Origin of the sequence: Chryseobacterium sp. C39-AII1 (assembly GCF_039672645.1) — a bacterium.
In the GTDB taxonomy this organism is placed as follows: Bacteria; Bacteroidota; Bacteroidia; order Flavobacteriales; family Weeksellaceae; genus Chryseobacterium.
In genome coordinates this window covers 339,508-356,769 of the sequence record NZ_JBDFPQ010000004.1, presented here as the reverse complement: position 1 = coordinate 356,769, position 17,262 = coordinate 339,508, and the positions used below count along the sequence as shown (strand labels likewise).

The 17,262-nt window shown below is 35.9% G+C and carries 17 protein-coding genes and 1 tRNA gene; 17 read left to right on the top strand and 1 reads right to left on the bottom strand.

Going from position 1 to position 17,262, the window contains the following annotated elements:
• Positions 1-225 precede the first annotated feature (225 nt).
• Positions 226-1,092 carry an SPFH domain-containing protein gene (locus ABEG63_RS09715; protein ID WP_346584353.1) on the top strand — a complete coding sequence of 289 codons (867 nt, stop codon included), beginning with the start codon at positions 226-228 and terminating at the stop codon, positions 1,090-1,092.
• A gap of 225 nt (positions 1,093-1,317) precedes the next feature.
• Positions 1,318-1,506, top strand: a complete 189-nt coding sequence (locus ABEG63_RS09710; RefSeq protein WP_055986973.1) for a hypothetical protein — start codon at positions 1,318-1,320, stop codon at positions 1,504-1,506.
• A 151-nt stretch (positions 1,507-1,657) separates the two neighbouring features.
• On the opposite strand, the gene ABEG63_RS09705 is transcribed toward ABEG63_RS09710, so the two are convergent.
• Entirely contained in the window at positions 1,658-1,858 is a 201-nt protein-coding gene (locus tag ABEG63_RS09705) for a hypothetical protein (RefSeq protein ID WP_267406294.1), read from the bottom strand.
• Between the two features lie 135 nt (positions 1,859-1,993).
• Here ABEG63_RS09705 and ABEG63_RS09700 point away from each other — a divergent pair, with 135 nt between their 5' ends.
• The 15 genes from ABEG63_RS09700 to ABEG63_RS09630 all read left to right on the top strand — a co-directional run bounded on the left by ABEG63_RS09700 (position 1,994) and on the right by ABEG63_RS09630 (position 17,261).
• A complete protein-coding gene (locus tag ABEG63_RS09700) occupies positions 1,994-3,544 on the top strand; it encodes an aldehyde dehydrogenase family protein (protein WP_346584350.1) in 1,551 nt (516 codons plus the stop codon).
• Positions 3,545-3,657: 113 nt separating this feature from the next.
• Complete coding sequence (gene lat / locus ABEG63_RS09695) at positions 3,658-4,986, top strand: L-lysine 6-transaminase (protein ID WP_346584348.1); 1,329 nt, start codon at positions 3,658-3,660, stop codon at positions 4,984-4,986.
• A gap of 62 nt (positions 4,987-5,048) precedes the next feature.
• Positions 5,049-5,279 carry a DUF2007 domain-containing protein gene (locus ABEG63_RS09690; protein WP_267406297.1) on the top strand — a complete coding sequence of 77 codons (231 nt, stop codon included), beginning with the start codon at positions 5,049-5,051 and terminating at the stop codon, positions 5,277-5,279.
• Between the two features lie 364 nt (positions 5,280-5,643).
• Positions 5,644-5,919, top strand: a complete 276-nt coding sequence (locus ABEG63_RS09685) for a SemiSWEET family transporter (RefSeq protein ID WP_346584346.1) — start codon at positions 5,644-5,646, stop codon at positions 5,917-5,919.
• A gap of 224 nt (positions 5,920-6,143) precedes the next feature.
• On the top strand, positions 6,144-6,659 hold the full coding sequence (locus ABEG63_RS09680; protein ID WP_346584344.1) for a GNAT family N-acetyltransferase: 516 nt from the start codon (positions 6,144-6,146) through the stop codon (positions 6,657-6,659).
• Positions 6,660-6,773: 114 nt separating this feature from the next.
• Entirely contained in the window at positions 6,774-7,229 is a 456-nt protein-coding gene (locus tag ABEG63_RS09675) for a transcriptional regulator (RefSeq protein WP_267406300.1), read from the top strand.
• 1 nt (position 7,230) lies between these two features.
• The gene (locus tag ABEG63_RS09670) at positions 7,231-8,415 is read left to right on the top strand and encodes an efflux RND transporter periplasmic adaptor subunit (protein ID WP_267406302.1); all 1,185 of its coding nucleotides are present in this window, start codon (positions 7,231-7,233) and stop codon (positions 8,413-8,415) included.
• A 1-nt stretch (position 8,416) separates the two neighbouring features.
• The gene (locus ABEG63_RS09665; RefSeq protein ID WP_346584341.1) at positions 8,417-11,563 is read left to right on the top strand and encodes an efflux RND transporter permease subunit; all 3,147 of its coding nucleotides are present in this window, start codon (positions 8,417-8,419) and stop codon (positions 11,561-11,563) included.
• 84 nt (positions 11,564-11,647) lie between these two features.
• A complete protein-coding gene (locus ABEG63_RS09660) occupies positions 11,648-13,063 on the top strand; it encodes an efflux transporter outer membrane subunit (RefSeq protein WP_346584339.1) in 1,416 nt (471 codons plus the stop codon).
• A gap of 193 nt (positions 13,064-13,256) precedes the next feature.
• Positions 13,257-13,330, top strand: a tRNA-Ala gene (locus tag ABEG63_RS09655).
• 40 nt (positions 13,331-13,370) lie between these two features.
• The gene (locus ABEG63_RS09650) at positions 13,371-13,751 is read left to right on the top strand and encodes a hypothetical protein (RefSeq protein WP_267406306.1); all 381 of its coding nucleotides are present in this window, start codon (positions 13,371-13,373) and stop codon (positions 13,749-13,751) included.
• 166 nt (positions 13,752-13,917) lie between these two features.
• Positions 13,918-14,487 carry a C40 family peptidase gene (locus tag ABEG63_RS09645; protein WP_346584336.1) on the top strand — a complete coding sequence of 190 codons (570 nt, stop codon included), beginning with the start codon at positions 13,918-13,920 and terminating at the stop codon, positions 14,485-14,487.
• A gap of 54 nt (positions 14,488-14,541) precedes the next feature.
• Positions 14,542-15,144, top strand: a complete 603-nt coding sequence (locus ABEG63_RS09640) for a methyltransferase (protein WP_346584334.1) — start codon at positions 14,542-14,544, stop codon at positions 15,142-15,144.
• Between the two features lie 105 nt (positions 15,145-15,249).
• Positions 15,250-16,062, top strand: a complete 813-nt coding sequence (locus tag ABEG63_RS09635; protein WP_312393434.1) for a 2,3,4,5-tetrahydropyridine-2,6-dicarboxylate N-succinyltransferase — start codon at positions 15,250-15,252, stop codon at positions 16,060-16,062.
• Between the two features lie 29 nt (positions 16,063-16,091).
• Positions 16,092-17,261 (top strand): glycosyltransferase family 87 protein, encoded by a 1,170-nt coding sequence (locus ABEG63_RS09630; RefSeq protein WP_346584331.1) that lies wholly within the window; start codon positions 16,092-16,094, stop codon positions 17,259-17,261.
• The last annotated feature ends 1 nt before the right edge of the window (position 17,262 follow it).

Genomic DNA, 17,262 nt, shown 5'->3' with positions numbered 1-17,262 from the left:
GCATTTAATTCTTTATCAGCATATGAATTTTATTCAGAGCGTGTCTTAGTTTAATTAAATGCTTTCTCTTTTTCTAAAGTTATCTATTTTTTTCTTTTGCAAATCTAAAGGAGCGAAGTCGAAGCATCTCAATTAATAAAAAACTCAAAACTAATAATGCAGAATTCAAAACTTAATTATATCTTTATGATATCAAAATAATATCAAATTTAAAAAATCATATTTATGGAAAAAGTCTTAAAACCAATTTCAGGTTACCTTACATTGGTCATTTGTTTAGGCTTATTTATTGTAGCGGCTTACCTTTTTATTACGGCTGTTGAAACCAATATTTTGCTGGTCGGTGTGGCTTTGATCTGTTTTCTTCTATCATGCTTTTTATTGAAAGGATTGATGATTATTCAGCCTAATCACTCAAGAGTTTTGAACTTTTTCGGAAAGTATGTGGGCACAGTAAAAGAGAACGGATTGTTCTTTATTAATCCTTTGTATTCTTCTCAAAAAATCAGTTTGCGTTCAGAAAACCTTCAAGGACAAACTTTGAAAGTGAACGATAAAATGGGAAATCCAATTGAGATTGCGGCGGTATTGGTTTGGAAAGTGGGAGATACCTATAAAGCGGCATACGAAGTGGAAAGATACTCTGATTATGTGAGAATGCAAAGTGAAGCAGCGGTGCGACATTTGGCGGTAAGCTTTCCTTATGATAATCTGGAAGATGAACATGCAGATATTACTTTGAGAGACGGTGGTGATCAGGTAAATAAAATTTTAGAAGGTGAATTGCTCGAAAGATTAGCTCCTGCAGGAATTGTGATTCAGGAAGCCCGAATTACACATTTGGCGTATGCTTCCGAAATTGCCGGAGCGATGCTTCAAAGACAGCAGGCAACAGCGATTGTGGCAGCAAGAACTAAAATTGTGGAAGGCGCAGTTGGCATGGTAGATTTAGCCTTGAAAAAACTTTCAGAAGATAATATCGTTGAGTTGGATGATGAAAGAAAAGCAGCAATGGTAAGCAATTTAATGGTCGTTCTTTGTGGCGAAAAAGCCGCAACTCCAATTTTGAATGCGGGAACGCTTTATAATTAATAATGAAGAATTAATAATTAAATTTTGCTTTATAAAGTTTAAAGCAAAGAGTTTCAATTAGGATTAGATTTGTCAGGCTGAGGCTCTCGAAGGCCTCATAATTATCATTTGCTGAGTGAAACGCCTTTGCGAACAAAAATATTCACAGCAAATTAAAAAAAATATTTGCGCCCTTTGGGTTAAAAAACAAAAGACATAAAGCAAGAAATCAGAAAAGTAAAAAAAATGAAATCAGAAAAAGCTCAGAATCCATCAGAAAACAAAGGCAAAAAATCTTTCGTCTTAAGGATCGATGAGTCCACATACAAGCTTTTGGAGAAATGGGCTAATGATGAATTCCGAAGTGTAAACGGGCAGATTGAGTATTTGCTGCATCAAAGTTTAACGAATTCGGGAAGGAAAAAGAAAGAGTAATCTTTTATATCTATTGTTGAAAATTTCGACAATTTAGATATTTACAGATAAAATTAGCATTATCAGTCTGAATGAAGTGGAAGAGAAGACCTTCAAAATAAAAAAGCAGAGAAAAAATCTCTGCTTTCTGTGTTTTTTTATCTCAATTAAATTAATCAAATATTCCTGTAAAATAGCCTGCAATCACGCTCCACGCATTTTTTCCAAGAAAATAAATAAGAGTAGAAGAAATAATTCCTTTTACGGTAAAAAATATAATTCCACCGATTCCAAATTTCTTCACCAAGCTTTTCCATTTCGATGGTTTCTTTTCCTCTGTAGCCGGCTCGTTGATCGTCTTATTATTTTCCATTTCTGAAATTCAAATGATTACCCTACAAAGATAAGCATGTTTATAATTAGTCCAAATAAAAAACACGTTAAAAAAATTAAAATTTTGCGGTTCGCATAATATTTTTAACTTTAGGCGAAACGAAAAGTAATATTTATGTCTAAAAAAGTAAAGGATTTTGGAATCGAGAAAACACTCAAAAATCTAGGAATTAAAGATGAAAATAAAGGAACTTCAGTAGGCGGAAAATATTTTGCATCAGGAAAGACAATAGAAAGCTATTCTCCTGTAGATGGAAATTTAATTGCTAAAATAAAGACTTCCGGAGCATCAGATTATGATAAAGTGATCGAAACTGCTGAAAAGGCTTTTAAAGAGTTCAGACTCATTCCGGCTCCTAAAAGAGGGGAAATTGTAAGACAACTTGGTCAGAAATTAAGACAATATAAGGACGATTTAGGAAAACTTGTTTCTTATGAAATGGGTAAATCTTTGCAGGAAGGTTTAGGTGAAGTTCAGGAAATGATCGATATCTGCGACTTTGCGGTGGGAGTTTCAAGACAGCTTCACGGCTACACGATGCACTCCGAAAGACCTGGACACAGAATGTACGAGCAGTATCATCCACTGGGAATTGTAGGAATCATTACGGCATTCAACTTTCCGGTAGCAGTTTGGGCTTGGAATACAGCATTAGCTTGGATCTGTGGTAACGTAACGATCTGGAAACCGTCTGAAAAAACTCCGTTCTGTGCGATTGCTTGTCAAAATATTATGAATGAAGTTTTAAAGGAAAATAATCTTTCAGACGGAATTTCAAGTGTGTTGGTGGCAGATCACGAGATCGGACAAAAATTAGTTGACGATAAGAGAGTGGCTTTGGTTTCTTTCACAGGTTCTACAAGAGTGGGAAGAATGGTTTCTACCAATGTGGCTCAGAGATTTGGGAAATCGATTCTTGAATTGGGAGGAAACAACGCTATTATTATTTCTAAAGATGCAGACATTAATATGTCGATCATCGGTGCCGTTTTCGGAGCTGTAGGAACAGCTGGACAAAGGTGTACATCTACAAGAAGGCTGATTATTCACGAAAGCGTTTACGATGAAGTAAAAAACAGATTGGTAAAAGCTTACGGACAATTAAAGATCGGAAATCCTTTGGATGAAACCAATCACGTAGGTCCCCTTATCGATACCGATGCGGTAAATATGTATCAGGAAGCGATTAAAAAAGGTAAAAAAGAAGGCGCTAAATTCATTGTTGAAGGTGAAGTGTTGAAAGGAAAAGGCTACGAATCCGGTTGCTATGTAAAACCGTGTATTGCTGAGGTGAAGAATACTTATGAGATCGTTCAACACGAGACTTTTGCCCCGATCTTATATTTAATTAAATACAAAACTTTAGACGAAGCCATCGCGATTCAGAACGATGTGCCACAAGGTTTATCGTCTGCAATCATGACGCAAAATTTGAGAGAAGCAGAATTATTCCTTTCTCACGCAGGTTCAGACTGCGGAATTGCCAACGTAAATATCGGAACTTCCGGTGCAGAAATCGGCGGTGCTTTCGGTGGAGAAAAAGAAACCGGAGGCGGAAGAGAATCTGGATCAGACGTTTGGAAATACTATATGAGACGTCAAACCAATACTATAAATTACACGACTAATCTTCCTTTAGCACAAGGGATTAAATTTGATTTGTAAGAATTTACTTTAAGTTTAAACAATTCAAAAATTCAGAGATTTAGATATTCAGAAATTACCAATCACTAATTTCTAAATCTCTGAATTCTTTCATCACTAAATTTTAAAACAATATGGAACAAACAATAATTGATATACAGGCAAATAAAGTGAAAGAAACAATTGGCAAGCACGTGTTGGCAGATGGTTTTGATTTTGTAATGGATATTGAAAAATCTCACGGATCATGGCTTTATGACAAACTGACCAACAGAGAATACCTAGATATGTTTTCGATGTTCGCATCGGCATCTGTAGGGTATAACCATCCTTATTTGGTCGAAAAATCGGCTTGGTTGGGAAAAATGGCGGTAAATAAACCGACGTTGGCAGATGTTTATTCTGAGGAATATGCACACTTTTTAGAAGTTTTCGAAAGGGTGGTAATTCCTGAAGAACTGCAGTATGCTTTTTTCATTGAAGGTGGAACATTGGGCGTTGAAAACGCGATGAAAGCTTGTTTCGACTGGAAAACACGCAAGAATTTTGCGAAAGGTCTTGATACAGAAGCTGGAATTTGCATCCATTTCAGACAGGCATTTCACGGAAGAAGTGGTTATACTTTAAGCTTAACAAATACTTCAGATCCAAGAAAGTATCAGTATTTCCCGATGTTTGAATGGCCAAGAATTTTAAATCCTAAATTAACGTTCCCGATTACGGAGGAGAATTTAGAAGAAACTATTAAGAACGAAAGATTGGCTTTAATTCAGATTGAAGAAGCAATTTTGATGAATCCTGATAAAGTGGCGTGTATCATCATTGAGCCTATTCAGGCTGAAGGTGGCGACAACCATTTCAGAGATGAGTTTTTACTGGGCTTGAGAAGAATTTGTGATGATAATGATATTCTGTTGATTTTTGATGAAGTGCAAACAGGAATCGGAATCACAGGAAAAATGTGGGCTTTCCAGCATTTTACGGCAAAGCCGGATATTATTTCTTTTGGTAAAAAGGCGCAGGTTTGCGGTGTTTTGGCGAATAAAGAAAAGTTTGATGAAGTTTCGGACAATGTGTTCAGAGAAAGTTCTAGGATCAATTCTACGTTTGGAGGTAATTTTATTGATATGCTTCGTTTCCAATTGACGATGGAGGTTATTGAAAAAGAAAATTTGGTAGAAAATGCAAGAGTGGTTGGTGATTATCTGTTGGGAGAGCTTAAATTATTAGCAGAAAAATATCCTGAGAAAATTTCAAATGCAAGAGGAAGAGGGCTAATGTGTGCGATAGATTTGCCAACAGCAGAACAGAGAAATACTTTAAGAGAAGTACTTTGGAATGATGGTTTAATCATCTTACCATGTGGAGATCAGTCACTTCGTTTCCGTCCGCATCTGAATGTTACGAAGGAAGAAATCAAGTTGGCTTTAGATAAAATTGAAAATAATATTAATAAAATTTAAAACTGATAATTTGTAATTTTCAAAAAAACGTCATATATTTAGATACTCAAACGGAAAAGAATATGGAAAGAAGTACAAGAGTATCAGTTTTTGAAAGTGACAAACAAGCAGAAATACAGCTTATCAAATCCAAATTAGACGATGCGCAGATTAAAAATGCGATCGAGAACAGTTATCTTACTTTTACGACGACGCCCACAGCTACATCGTTGAAAGTAATGGTAAAATTGGAAGATGAGAAGAAGGCATTCGAGGTAATCGATGGCTATCTTCAACAAAGTGAAAATCAATAAAAAACAATTTCATAATTTTAAATTTTACTACTTCGAACCGAAAATTAATTTTAATTAGTTTTCGGTTTTTTTTGGTTTAATGAGTGTTCTTATTGATTAAACTCAGATTTCACTTAGTATTAGAGATGTCACATTGAGCGAAGTCGAAATGTTTTTCAGCCATAATTAAAAGGTAAAGGAATCATAATAAATAAACCTAACAGGTTTGAATAGTGCACATTTTAACTAAATAATATATTGAGAGAAATCGAAAAATATTTTAAACTTAGAATAAGCCTTTAAAATTATATTAAAACAAAAGGTTTAACGTTTAAGCTTTGTTTTATTTTTAATATCTTTAAAGTTAATTCTTAAAATATTAATTATGATAGAACAAATCATTGGATACTCAGGAGCGTTAATTTCATCAATATCATTTTTACCGCAGGTGATTAAATTGTGGAAGACCAAATCGGGACACGACCTTTCTATGGTGACCTTATTTTTTCTTACACTGAATGCCATACTTTGGGTAATTTACGGTTTGATGAAAGATGCAAAACCGCTTTGGGTTACCAATATTCTGATGCTTACGATGCTGATTGTGATGATTATTCTGAAGGTAATGTATAGAAATAATGCACCAATTTCTAAGGATTAAAGCTGAACGATCTTTGTATTGATCTTTATGTAAACAAAATTTAATGAATTTATTTTTAATTAAATGGCTAATATTCAGGGTTTAAATAATCATTATCTGATATGAACAGAGATTCTGTTTTAACTTATGCTCATAAAAACTATCAATGAATATAGTGTCCATGAGCTTTTTAACATAAAAAACTTTATAAACTACACTTTTAAATATTTCAATTTATTATAAACATGGAGCAAGAAATTAAACTAAGAAAGGCAGAAATTGAAGACAGAAACATTATTTGGGATATTCTGCAACAGGCCATCGAAAGAAGAAGATTAGACGGAAGTACGCAGTGGCAACAAGGTTATCCTAATCTTGGAACCGTGGAAAGCGACATCGAAAAAGGTTTCGGATATGTGATGACGGTGGATGGGGAAGTAGCGGTTTATGTTGCTTTAATTTTGAATGATGAACCTGCTTATAGCTCAATTGAAGGGGCTTGGCTGAGCGACGGAGAATTTGTCGTGGTACATCGTGTGGCGGTTGATGAAAAGTTCGCAGGGCAAGGATTAGTTAAAAAATTATTTGATCATATCGAAGATTTTACAAGATCACATGACATCCAAAGTGTAAAAGTAGATACCAATTTCGATAATGTAGCGATGCTTAAAATCCTTGAAAGTAAAGGATATTCTTATTGCGGAGAGGTTTTTCTCGCCGGTGGAATGAGAAAGGCATATGAGAAGATTATTATTGGATGAAAAAGTTAAATCTACTTTCATTGAATTTTTAAAAGATCCTATATTTATAAACTCTATTGAGTTTGTTCGTTTGGTTCAGAACTAATTTCTACATTTGTTCAAATTTTATATACAATGCATAATAGTATAGAGATTGATGAAAAAATTTTTCAGGATGCCGTAAGATTTTATGGCGCCATTTTCAACATTCCTCCTTTAGCATCAAAAATATATGCCTATTTGCTGTTCGATCACGAACGGGTTGGGATTACGTTTGATGAATTTGTAGAAGTACTTTCTGCGAGTAAAAGTTCTGTTTCTACAAGTATTTCACTGCTATTAAATGCAGAATTAATTGTAGATCACAACAAGATGGACGAACGGAAAAGGTATTTTTTCCTCAACGATGAATATAAGAAGATAAGATTTGAAAAAATAGTTCAAAAGATGCAAGACGAATTAAAACTACTGGATGACCTCAACAATTTTAAAAAAAATCAGGACGAAGAATACAATGAAAGAATTGAAGCTTATAAGGCACTTTTAAATAAAAACATAATAAATATTCAAGAATCTCTTAATAAACTATAAAATGAACAACAAGCTAGTTATACTTTCTATTGCAGCGCTTTCACTTACAGCCTGCAACAAAGAAGCTCCAAAACAGGATGGCGCAAAACCATATCCTGTTGTAAATGTGGAGGCAAAAAATATAGTGGGCTATCAGACGTTTCCGGCGACCATTCAAGGTAGGGTAAACAATGATGTTCGCGCGAAAATACAGGGATATATCACTCAGGTTTTAGTAGATGAAGGGCAGTACGTTACCAAAGGACAGCCGTTATTCCGTCTTGAAACAAATATTCTGAATGAGAGCGCAGCCGCTTCCAAAGCGGGAATCGGTGCAGCTGAATCTACCATTGCAGCAGCTCAGGCAGCTGTAAGTGCGGCGAATGTGGAAGTTAATAAACTGAAACCACTAGTTCAGAAAAATATCATTAGTAATGTTCAGTTGCAGACGGCTCAGGCAAATTTAGCTCAGGCTCAGGCTCAGTTAAAACAAGCTCAAGCTTCTAAAAGTCAGGCGGTTGCCAATTACAAAGGAGTAGAAGCAAACATCGAATATTCAATTATTCGCGCGCCTATTTCCGGAGTGGTGGGCAGACTTCCTTTAAAAGTGGGAAGTTTGGTTGGTCCAACAGATCAGACTGCTTTAACTACAGTTTCGGATACTTCTCAGATCTACGCGTATTTTGCAATGAATGAAAAAGAATATTTTGATTTCCTTGAAAAATCTCCGGGAGCATCAATGCCTGAAAAGATCAAAAACCTTCCGATGGTTGAGTTACAGTTGGCAAACGGAAGCCTTTATCCTGAAAAAGGTAGAATTGAAGCAATTACAGGGCAAATTGACCCTACAACAGGTACCATTCAGTTCAGAGTTGGATTTACCAATGCACAAAAATTATTAAGTAACGGTAATAGCGGAACGATCAGATTCCCTCAAACGTACGACAATGTTTTGGTGGTTCCTGAAAGTGCTACTTACGAGCAACAAGGGATCGTTTACGTTTATAAAGTGGAAAAAGATACTGCTAAAAATGTTGTGGTGAATGTAATCGACAGAATCGACAATATGGCTTTAATTAAAACAGGGGTAAACAAAGGCGAAATGATTGTGGCTGCAGGAATCGGAGGATTAAAATCCGGAACTGCCGTGAAGCCGAAGCCTGTGAAAATGGATAGCCTTGTTCAATCTATAAAACCGAAATTCTAAGATGATTAAAAATTTTATAAACAGACCGGTCTTATCCACCGTAATCTCAATCTTGATTGTGATTCTCGGGGTGCTAGGACTGATCTCGCTGCCGGTTACCCAGTATCCGGACATTGCGCCGCCTACGGTAAGTGTAAGTACAACCTACACCGGAGCCAATGCCGAGACTGTAATGAAAAGTGTGGTAGTACCTTTGGAAGAGCAGATCAACGGGGTGGAAGGTATGGATTATATTACTTCTACGGCGGGAAATGATGGTTCTGCACAGATTCAGGTATTCTTTAAACAAGGTATAGACCCGGATATTGCTGCGGTAAACGTACAAAACCGTGTATCGAGAGCAACTCCGCTTCTTCCAAGTGAGGTTACGCGTTCGGGGGTTGTTACTCAGAAACAGCAGACGAGTGCCTTGATGTATATGTCTTTCTATTCTGAAAATAAAGATCTTGATGATGTGTATCTTCAGAACTTTTTGAATATCAATGTTATTCCAAATCTTAAAAGAATTAATGGGGTAGGTGATGCCAACGTTTTCGGAGGTAAAAACTACTCAATGAGAATTTGGCTAGATCCTGCTAAAATGGCGGCTTACAGTGTAACTCCTACCGATGTTACTAATGCCATCAACGAGCAGAGTAGAGAAGCTGCAGCTGGTTCTATCGGACAAAACAGTGGTAGCTCTTTCGAATATATCATTAAATATGTTGGTAAATTCAACGATAAAGAGCAATACGATAATATCATCATTAAATCTCTTGCAGACGGACAAAACCTGATGTTGAAAGACGTTGCCAAAGTAGAATTGGCAGGTCAGTCTTATACAGGAATCGGGGAAAACGGAAACTATCCATCGATCAGTATGGGGATCTTCCAGACACCGGGATCTAATGCTCAGGAAATTATTGCTAATATTAAAACGTATCTGAAATCAGCGGAAGGAAGCTTCCCTCAGGGAATTAAATATACATACAACTTCGATACTAACGAGTTCTTGGATGCATCTATTGAAAAGGTAATCCATACCTTGATTGAAGCATTTATTTTGGTATTCATCGTGGTGTATATCTTCCTTCAGGACTTTAGATCTACATTAATTCCGGCTATTGCGGTTCCGGTTTCTATTGTAGGAGCGTTCTTCTTCCTGAATTTATTTGGATACTCATTAAACTTATTAACGTTATTTGCGTTAGTACTCGCAATTGGTATTGTGGTGGATGATGCGATTGTCGTCGTGGAAGCCGTTCACGCCAAGATGGAGCACGGTATTCCGGATGCTAAAAAGGCTACGGTAGCAGCGATGGACGAGATCACAGGAGCGATTATTTCAATCACCTTGGTAATGGCATCGGTATTCGTTCCGGTAACGTTTATCACTGGGCCAACAGGGGTTTTCTATCAGCAGTTCGGTATTACACTAATTGTAGCAATCGTAATTTCTGCGATAAACGCCTTGACCTTGAGTCCGGTTTTATGTTCATTATTCTTAAAGCCACACGATGCTCATCATGCAGAATATAAAAATTTAAATTTCCTTCAGAAGTTTTTCTATAAGTTCAATATTGCTTTTAAAACAACAACAGATCGTTACGGAAGAGGATTTGTATTCTTGTTGAGACATAAATGGGTAACGTTACTTATCTTCGCTGTTACAGGTGGAATTTTATATTGGGCGAGTACAACCATGAAGAAAGGTTTCGTACCAACGGAAGATAGAGGGATCATCTTTACCGATGTTCAGTTGCCTCCGGGAGCTTCTATGGAAAGAACATACAACGCTTTGAAAACACTTCAGGCGAATGCTATGAAAGTACCGGGTGTTCAGAACGTAACGATTTCTACAGGTAGAGGTTTCTTATCCGGAAATGGTAGTAATAATGGTTTAGCTTTCATTAAATTAGCACCATTTGAAGACCGTAAAAAAGACGGACAGACTTCTGAAGATATCACGAAAAAATTATTTGGTATTTCGGGTAAAGTTCCTGATGCTAAAATTGTATTCTTCCAGCCGCCGAGTGTACCAGGGTTTGGTAACAGTGCCGGTTTTGAGATGGTATTATTGGATAAAGCAGGTGGTGAATATGCAGATTTAGATAATACGACCAACGAATTCATCGGAAAGCTAATGCAGAGACCGGAGATTGAATTCGCGCAGACTTCATTCAACACAAAATATCCTCAGTATGAAATGCAGGTAAACGTTCCTCTTGCGAAAAAAGTAGGAGTTTCGGTAAGTGATATCTTATCAACCATGCAGGGATATATTGGAGGTATTTATACCGCTGACTTTACCAAGTATGGTAAGCAGTTTAGAGTAATGGTTCAGGCACTTCCTGAAAACAGACAGAACATTGAAAATCTTAATGAATTGTATGTGAAAACAGGTTCAGGCGTGATGTCTCCGATTTCACAGTTCGTGACGATGAAAAAAGCATACGGACCACAGTCCGTAAGCCGTTACAACTTGTTTACTTCTGTGAAGATTACAGGTTCAAACTCTGGAGGATATAGTTCCGGAGATGCAATTGCTGCAGTACAGCAAGTGGCTAAGGAAAGCTTGAATCAGAATTATGATGTAGAGTTTACAGGATTAACGAGAGAGGAATTAAACTCAGGTTCTCAAACCGTTTTGATCTTCGGATTAAGTTTAATTTTCGTGTATTTCATCCTTTCGGCTCAGTATGAAAGTTATATTCTTCCTTTGGTAGTGGTAATTTCTCTTCCTCTTGGGGTAATGGGAGCGTACTTTGGGCAAAAAGTGATGGGCTTGGAAAACAATATTTACTTCCAGATTGCATTGATCATGTTGGTCGGGTTGCTCGCGAAGAATGCGATTTTGATCATCGAATTTGCGGTTCAGAGAAGGAATCATGGCGAAACTATCGTTATGGCTGCCATTAATGCCGCAAAAGCGAGATTAAGACCGATCCTGATGACGTCATTTGCCTTCATCTTTGGTTTATTACCATTGGTTTTAGCAAGCGGAATTGGTGCGGTTGGTAACAGATCAATTGCAACGGGTGCGGCCATCGGGTTGTTGATAGGTACTATTTTAGGACTTTTCGTAATTCCGGTATTGTTCGTTATTTTCCAGACCTTGCAGGAGAAAGTGAAACCTATCAAGCACGAAGAAATCAATTTAGCAGAATAAAATTAAGTTCGTTTAAGGTTTTTAGTTTAAAGTTACATGACTCGAAACTAAAAACCTTAAACAATAAACTTTAAACCTTACATAATGAAGAGTTTATTAAACATCATAAAAGGAATAACTTTTTCAGTCGCTATTCTTGCTGCCGTATCATCTTGTATGGCAAGAAAAGAATATGAAAGGCCGAAAAATGTGGTAGACGAAAAGCTTTTTCGTACAGATATGCTTCCTTCCGACAGCACAAACGTCGCGAATGTTTCCTGGAAAGAAATTTTCACAGATCCTATACTTCAGGGGCACATCAGCAAAGCTTTAGATAATAATTTAGATATAAGAATTGCGTTACAAAGCATTAATTCGGCGGAAGCTTATTTAAAGCAAAGTAAAGCAGCCTATCAGCCGACATTGTCAGTTGGTCCGAACTATACTTTCCAAACGCAGTCAATCAATACACAGTTTGGTCAGATCATCGGGTCGAGAAGATATGTAAACCAATTTGATATTACAGCCAGTCTTGCTTGGGAAGCAGATGTTTGGGGTAAATTGAAAGCTCAGCAAAAAGCTCAGTTGGCAACTTACCTGGGAACTGTTGCAGCGCATAAAGCGGTAAAAAGTGATTTGGTGGCATCTATTGCTTCTGCATACTATCAATTGTTGACGTATGACGAGCAGAAAAAGATCATCACAGAAACTATTAAAGTTCGTGAGCAGAATTTAGAAACAACAAAAGCTTTAAAAGAAGCCGGAACATTAACGGAGGTTGCTGTTCAGCAAAGTGAAGCGCTTGTTTTTAATGCTAAATCTTTATTAATTGATATTGATACACAGATTCAGTTATTGGAAAATACGATGAGCCTTTTAATGGGAGAGCCTTCTCACGCGATTGAAAGATCTACATTAACGAGCCAAAAAGTTCCGATTGATCTTAAATTAGGATATCCGGCTCAATTATTGGCTAACAGACCAGACGTAATGCAGGCTGAATTTAGTCTGATGAATGCTTTTGAATTAACAAATTCAGCAAAAGCTCAGTTTTATCCAACGTTAAAGCTTACCGGAAGCGGTGGTTTCCAATCGGTAGATATTGATCATTTGTTCAGTGTAAACTCTTTATTTGCAACGGTAGTCGCTGGTTTGGCACAACCGATTTTGAATAAAAGAGCAATTCAGACCAATTACGATGTAAGTTTGGCGAACAAAGAAACGGCTTATCTGAATTTCAGAAAAACAGTGCTTACCGCTGGAAAAGAAGTGTCGGATGCGATCAGAGTTTTTTCGGTGCAGGATCAGTATATCGATTTAAAGCAAAAAGAACTGGATGCTTACAAAAAATCAGTTGACTTTTCTCAGGAATTGGTTAACTACGGTATGGCAAACTATCTTGAAGTATTGAATGCAAGTGTAAATTCATTAAACGCAGAATTGAATATTTCAAATGCAGAATATAGTAAAATGAAGGCTGCTGTTGAGCTTTATCAGGCTCTTGGAGGTGGCTGGAAATAATCATTACTAGATATTTTTCTTGGAAACGTATGTTATTTATTAGCATACGTTTTTTTATTTGTCTTAAAAACATCACAAAAACTGATTATTATATAGCAAATTACATATCTTATTAAATAAAATTTAATAAACTATTTGTATATGTGGTTTAAATACTTACTTTTGTACGGCTTTTGAATGAGAAGAGCAAGACGGGGGATTGGCGCAGTTGGCTAGCGCGTTTGACTGGCAGTCAAAAGGTCACGGGTTCGAATCCCGTATTCTCCACGAGATTGAATAGATTTCATAAAACTATTATTAAAAGACTATGAAGAAACTTTTTTTACTTTTATTTACAACACTTTTGTTTGTGGGATGTAGTACGGATGATGATACGATTTATGATTACATTGGAACTTGGTCCGGAACATACGAAGGAGCAGATAAAGGAACTTGGAATATAGTTGTTGCCAGCGACGGAAAAGTAACGGGAACAATGCATTCTGAAGACAATCAGGAAAATTATTACATCTCTGGTCGTCTTTCTGATTCTGGTGATTTGAATGCTGTTGTAGGAACTCCTGAAGATGGCGAATTTAAAGGAACTCTGAACAGAAAAGATAAAAACGGAAACGGAAACTGGAGAAATTCAATTCCTACTCCGATCAGAACCGGAACTTGGAAAGGAGAAAAAAGTAAAAAGAAATAAGATAAATTTCAAAAAATATAATGAAAGCCTGTAAATTTTACAGGCTTTTTTGTTGTCTGAAAGTTCGTTTTTAACATTTCTTTAAGTATCAACAATGCCCTTTCTATCGTTAATATTAATGTATATTTGTATATATTAAGTTACTTTTAGTAAAAATCAGATGCGTATGATGACGAGATTACTTTCAGAAAATAGTAAATGGAATAAAATTTTTGTTTTAATTATTGCCTCAATAATTGCCGTTTCTTGTGGAAGTTCAAAAAATGTTGCTTCTAAGAAATCAGGTTCTAAAACGGTAACTAAAACTGAAAATCTCAGAAATCTGTATTCAAAATTTGATGGAAAAGTTTCTAAATCAATCAGCAGTATTCTGAAAGATGCCGAAAAATATATCGGAACACCTTATAAATTTGGCGGAAATACCTCTTCCGGTTTCGACTGTTCAGGATTTACGGTGAAAGTTTTTGATGAAAATGATTTTAAATTGCCAAGAAGATCATCTGATCAGGCAGAAGCCGGTAATAAAATCGATATTAATGAAGTAAAACCGGGAGATCTTTTATTTTTCGCGACGGCTGGAGGAAGTAGGGTTTCTCATGTTGGGATTGTACATGATATCGGAAACGATGGCGAAGTGAAATTTATTCATGCCTCCACATCAAAAGGAGTTATTATTTCTTCATTAAACGAAAAATACTGGAATAAAGCTTACTTACACGCAAGAAGAGTTTTATAGTTTGCAATAGAATTGCACTCGTATAAATCGGAGATTTGTTGAAAATTATTAATTATGACCGATTTCCTGAGATTTTTTATCCCTTTATACTTTATTTTGTTTTTTACTATTGCTTTCTTTGGAGCAAGTTTTATTGTTGCTAAAAGAATTGGTAAAAATCCTAATGTACTTCCGAAAGGCGATTCCGCGTATGGGCTGATCGGCAAATATTTTAAGCTTTGTCTTCTCGGTCTTTTTCTTTATACAATTCTGTTATTTCTCTTTTCTGATGATCTTTTTCAGCTTTACTTAATTCATTTTTTAGATATTAAAATTTTAAAATATGTTGGAATTTTTCTGATGATTTTAAGTTTCATTTGGGTTGTTATTGCTCAGATTCACATGAAAAACTCATGGCGGATCGGCATTGATGAAGAATCTCGAACAGAACTTATCACTTCCGGACTTTTTAAATTTTCGCGAAATCCTATTTTCCTCGGAATGATTGTAAGCTTGATCGGTTTTTTTATGAGTCTTCCCACGATGATCTCTTTATTATTTCTGATTCTGGGAATTATTTTAATTCAAATACAAATCAGGCTGGAAGAAGTTTTTCTTTTAAAGCAACATGGTGAAAATTATGTAGATTATAAAAATCGTGTGAGACGTTTGTTGTAAGTTGACGGAAATCATTTCAGCATTATCAATTTTCAAAATTATTTGCTTGATCTTTTTTGTATCTTTGGCGACGTATAATTTTTTAATTTAAATTAAATAACAGAAATGTCGTTACAACAAACTATTGAAAATATCTGGGACAACAGAGATTTATTGCAGAATGAAGACAGCCAAAAGGCGATTAGAGAAGTTATTTCTTTGGTAGACAAAGGTGAACTTCGTACCGCTGAGCCTACAGAAAACGGTTGGCAGGTAAATGAATGGGTGAAGAAAGCAGTGGTTATGTATTTCCCGATCCAGAAAATGGAGACGATTGAAGTAGGTCCGTTTGAATTTCATGACAAAATGCCTTTGAAGAGAAATTATGCTGAAAAAGGAGTAAGAGTTGTACCGCATGCAGTGGCTAGAGAAGGCGCATATATTGCTCCGGGCGTGATCATGATGCCATCTTATGTAAATATTGGGGCTTATGTAGATTCGGGAACGATGGTAGATACTTGGGCTACGGTAGGAAGCTGTGCGCAAATCGGTAAAAACGTTCACTTGAGTGGTGGTGTTGGTATCGGTGGTGTTTTAGAACCGCTTCAGGCTGCTCCGGTAATTATTGAAGACGATTGTTTCATCGGATCAAGATGTATCGTAGTGGAAGGTGTTCACGTAGAAAAAGAGGCTGTTTTGGGAGCAAATGTTGTATTAACGGCATCTACAAAAATTATCGACGTAACAGGAGAAACTCCGATTGAAATTAAAGGAAGAGTTCCTGCTCGTTCAGTAGTAATTCCAGGAAGCTACACAAAGCAATACCCAGCTGGTGAATATCAGGTTCCATGTGCATTGATCATTGGTCAGAGAAAAGAATCTACCGATAAAAAGACTTCTCTTAATGACGCGTTGAGAGATAACAATGTGGCAGTATAAGCTTGTTTTAAAAACTAATACACACAATCTTGAAAGATAAATTTCTTAAAATACTGTTAAACCCTAAATATATATTTGGGGTTTATCTTATTATAGCGGTTGTAACTGCGATTTCTAAATTTTCCAGAGGATATCAGGCCATCAACAACTACATGATTTTTAAAAATGTATTTTTTAATACTATTGATGAAAAAAATCTGTATTTGCAATATCCTGAACGTTATTTTGATATGAATCATTATGGTGTATTTTTCAGCTTATTGATTGCTCCGTTTGCTTTAATGCCAGACTGGCTGGGGATTTCTCTTTGGAATATTGCCAATACAGTGGTTTTTCTCTATGCCATTCATAAGTTGCCATTTTCAGATTCAAAAAAAGCCCTTTTTGCTCTTCTTTGTTTACAGGAATATATTACTGCGGCTATCAGTTTACAATTTAATATAGCTTTGGTTGGGCTTTTAATGTTATCAGCAACGTATATTTATGAAAAAAAGGAAGTGAAATCCGTTACAGCAATAGTTATCGGAATTTTTGTGAAGCTTTATGGAATTGTAGGATTATCACAATTCTTTTTCATCAAAAATAAAGTGAAATTTATTCTTGCAGGTATTGTGGTTGCTGTTCTTTGCCTGGTCATTCCAATGGCTTATTCCAGTCCGCATTTCGTTATTCAAAGCTATTCAGACTGGTCGCATTCTCTTATTTCTAAAAATAATGATAATCAGGTTTTAGGAAATATGCAAGATATTTCTTTAATGGGATTTGTAAGAAGAATTTTAGGAGATGCTTCGATCTCAAATCTTACTTTTTTAGCTTTTGGAGTTCCCTTATTTGTGATACCTTATATTAGAGTAAAACAATATAAAAATTATGCGTTTCAACTCATGATTTTGGCTTCTACATTATTGTTTTTAGTGTTATTTAGCTCAGGATCAGAGTCTCCCACGTATATCATTGCAGTGGCTGGAGTAATGATTTGGTATACGCTTCAAAAAGAAAAGACGCCTTTAATTTTAGCATTATTAATTTTTGTAATTATTTTGACGTGCTTTTCGCCATCAGATTTGTTTCCAAAATTTATCAAGAAAAATTATATTATTAAATATTCTCTAAAAGCTGTACCTTGCATTATCGTTTGGTTCAGAGTTATTTATGAACTTTTAACAAAGGATTTCGAGAAAGATTATACTTTGAATTAAT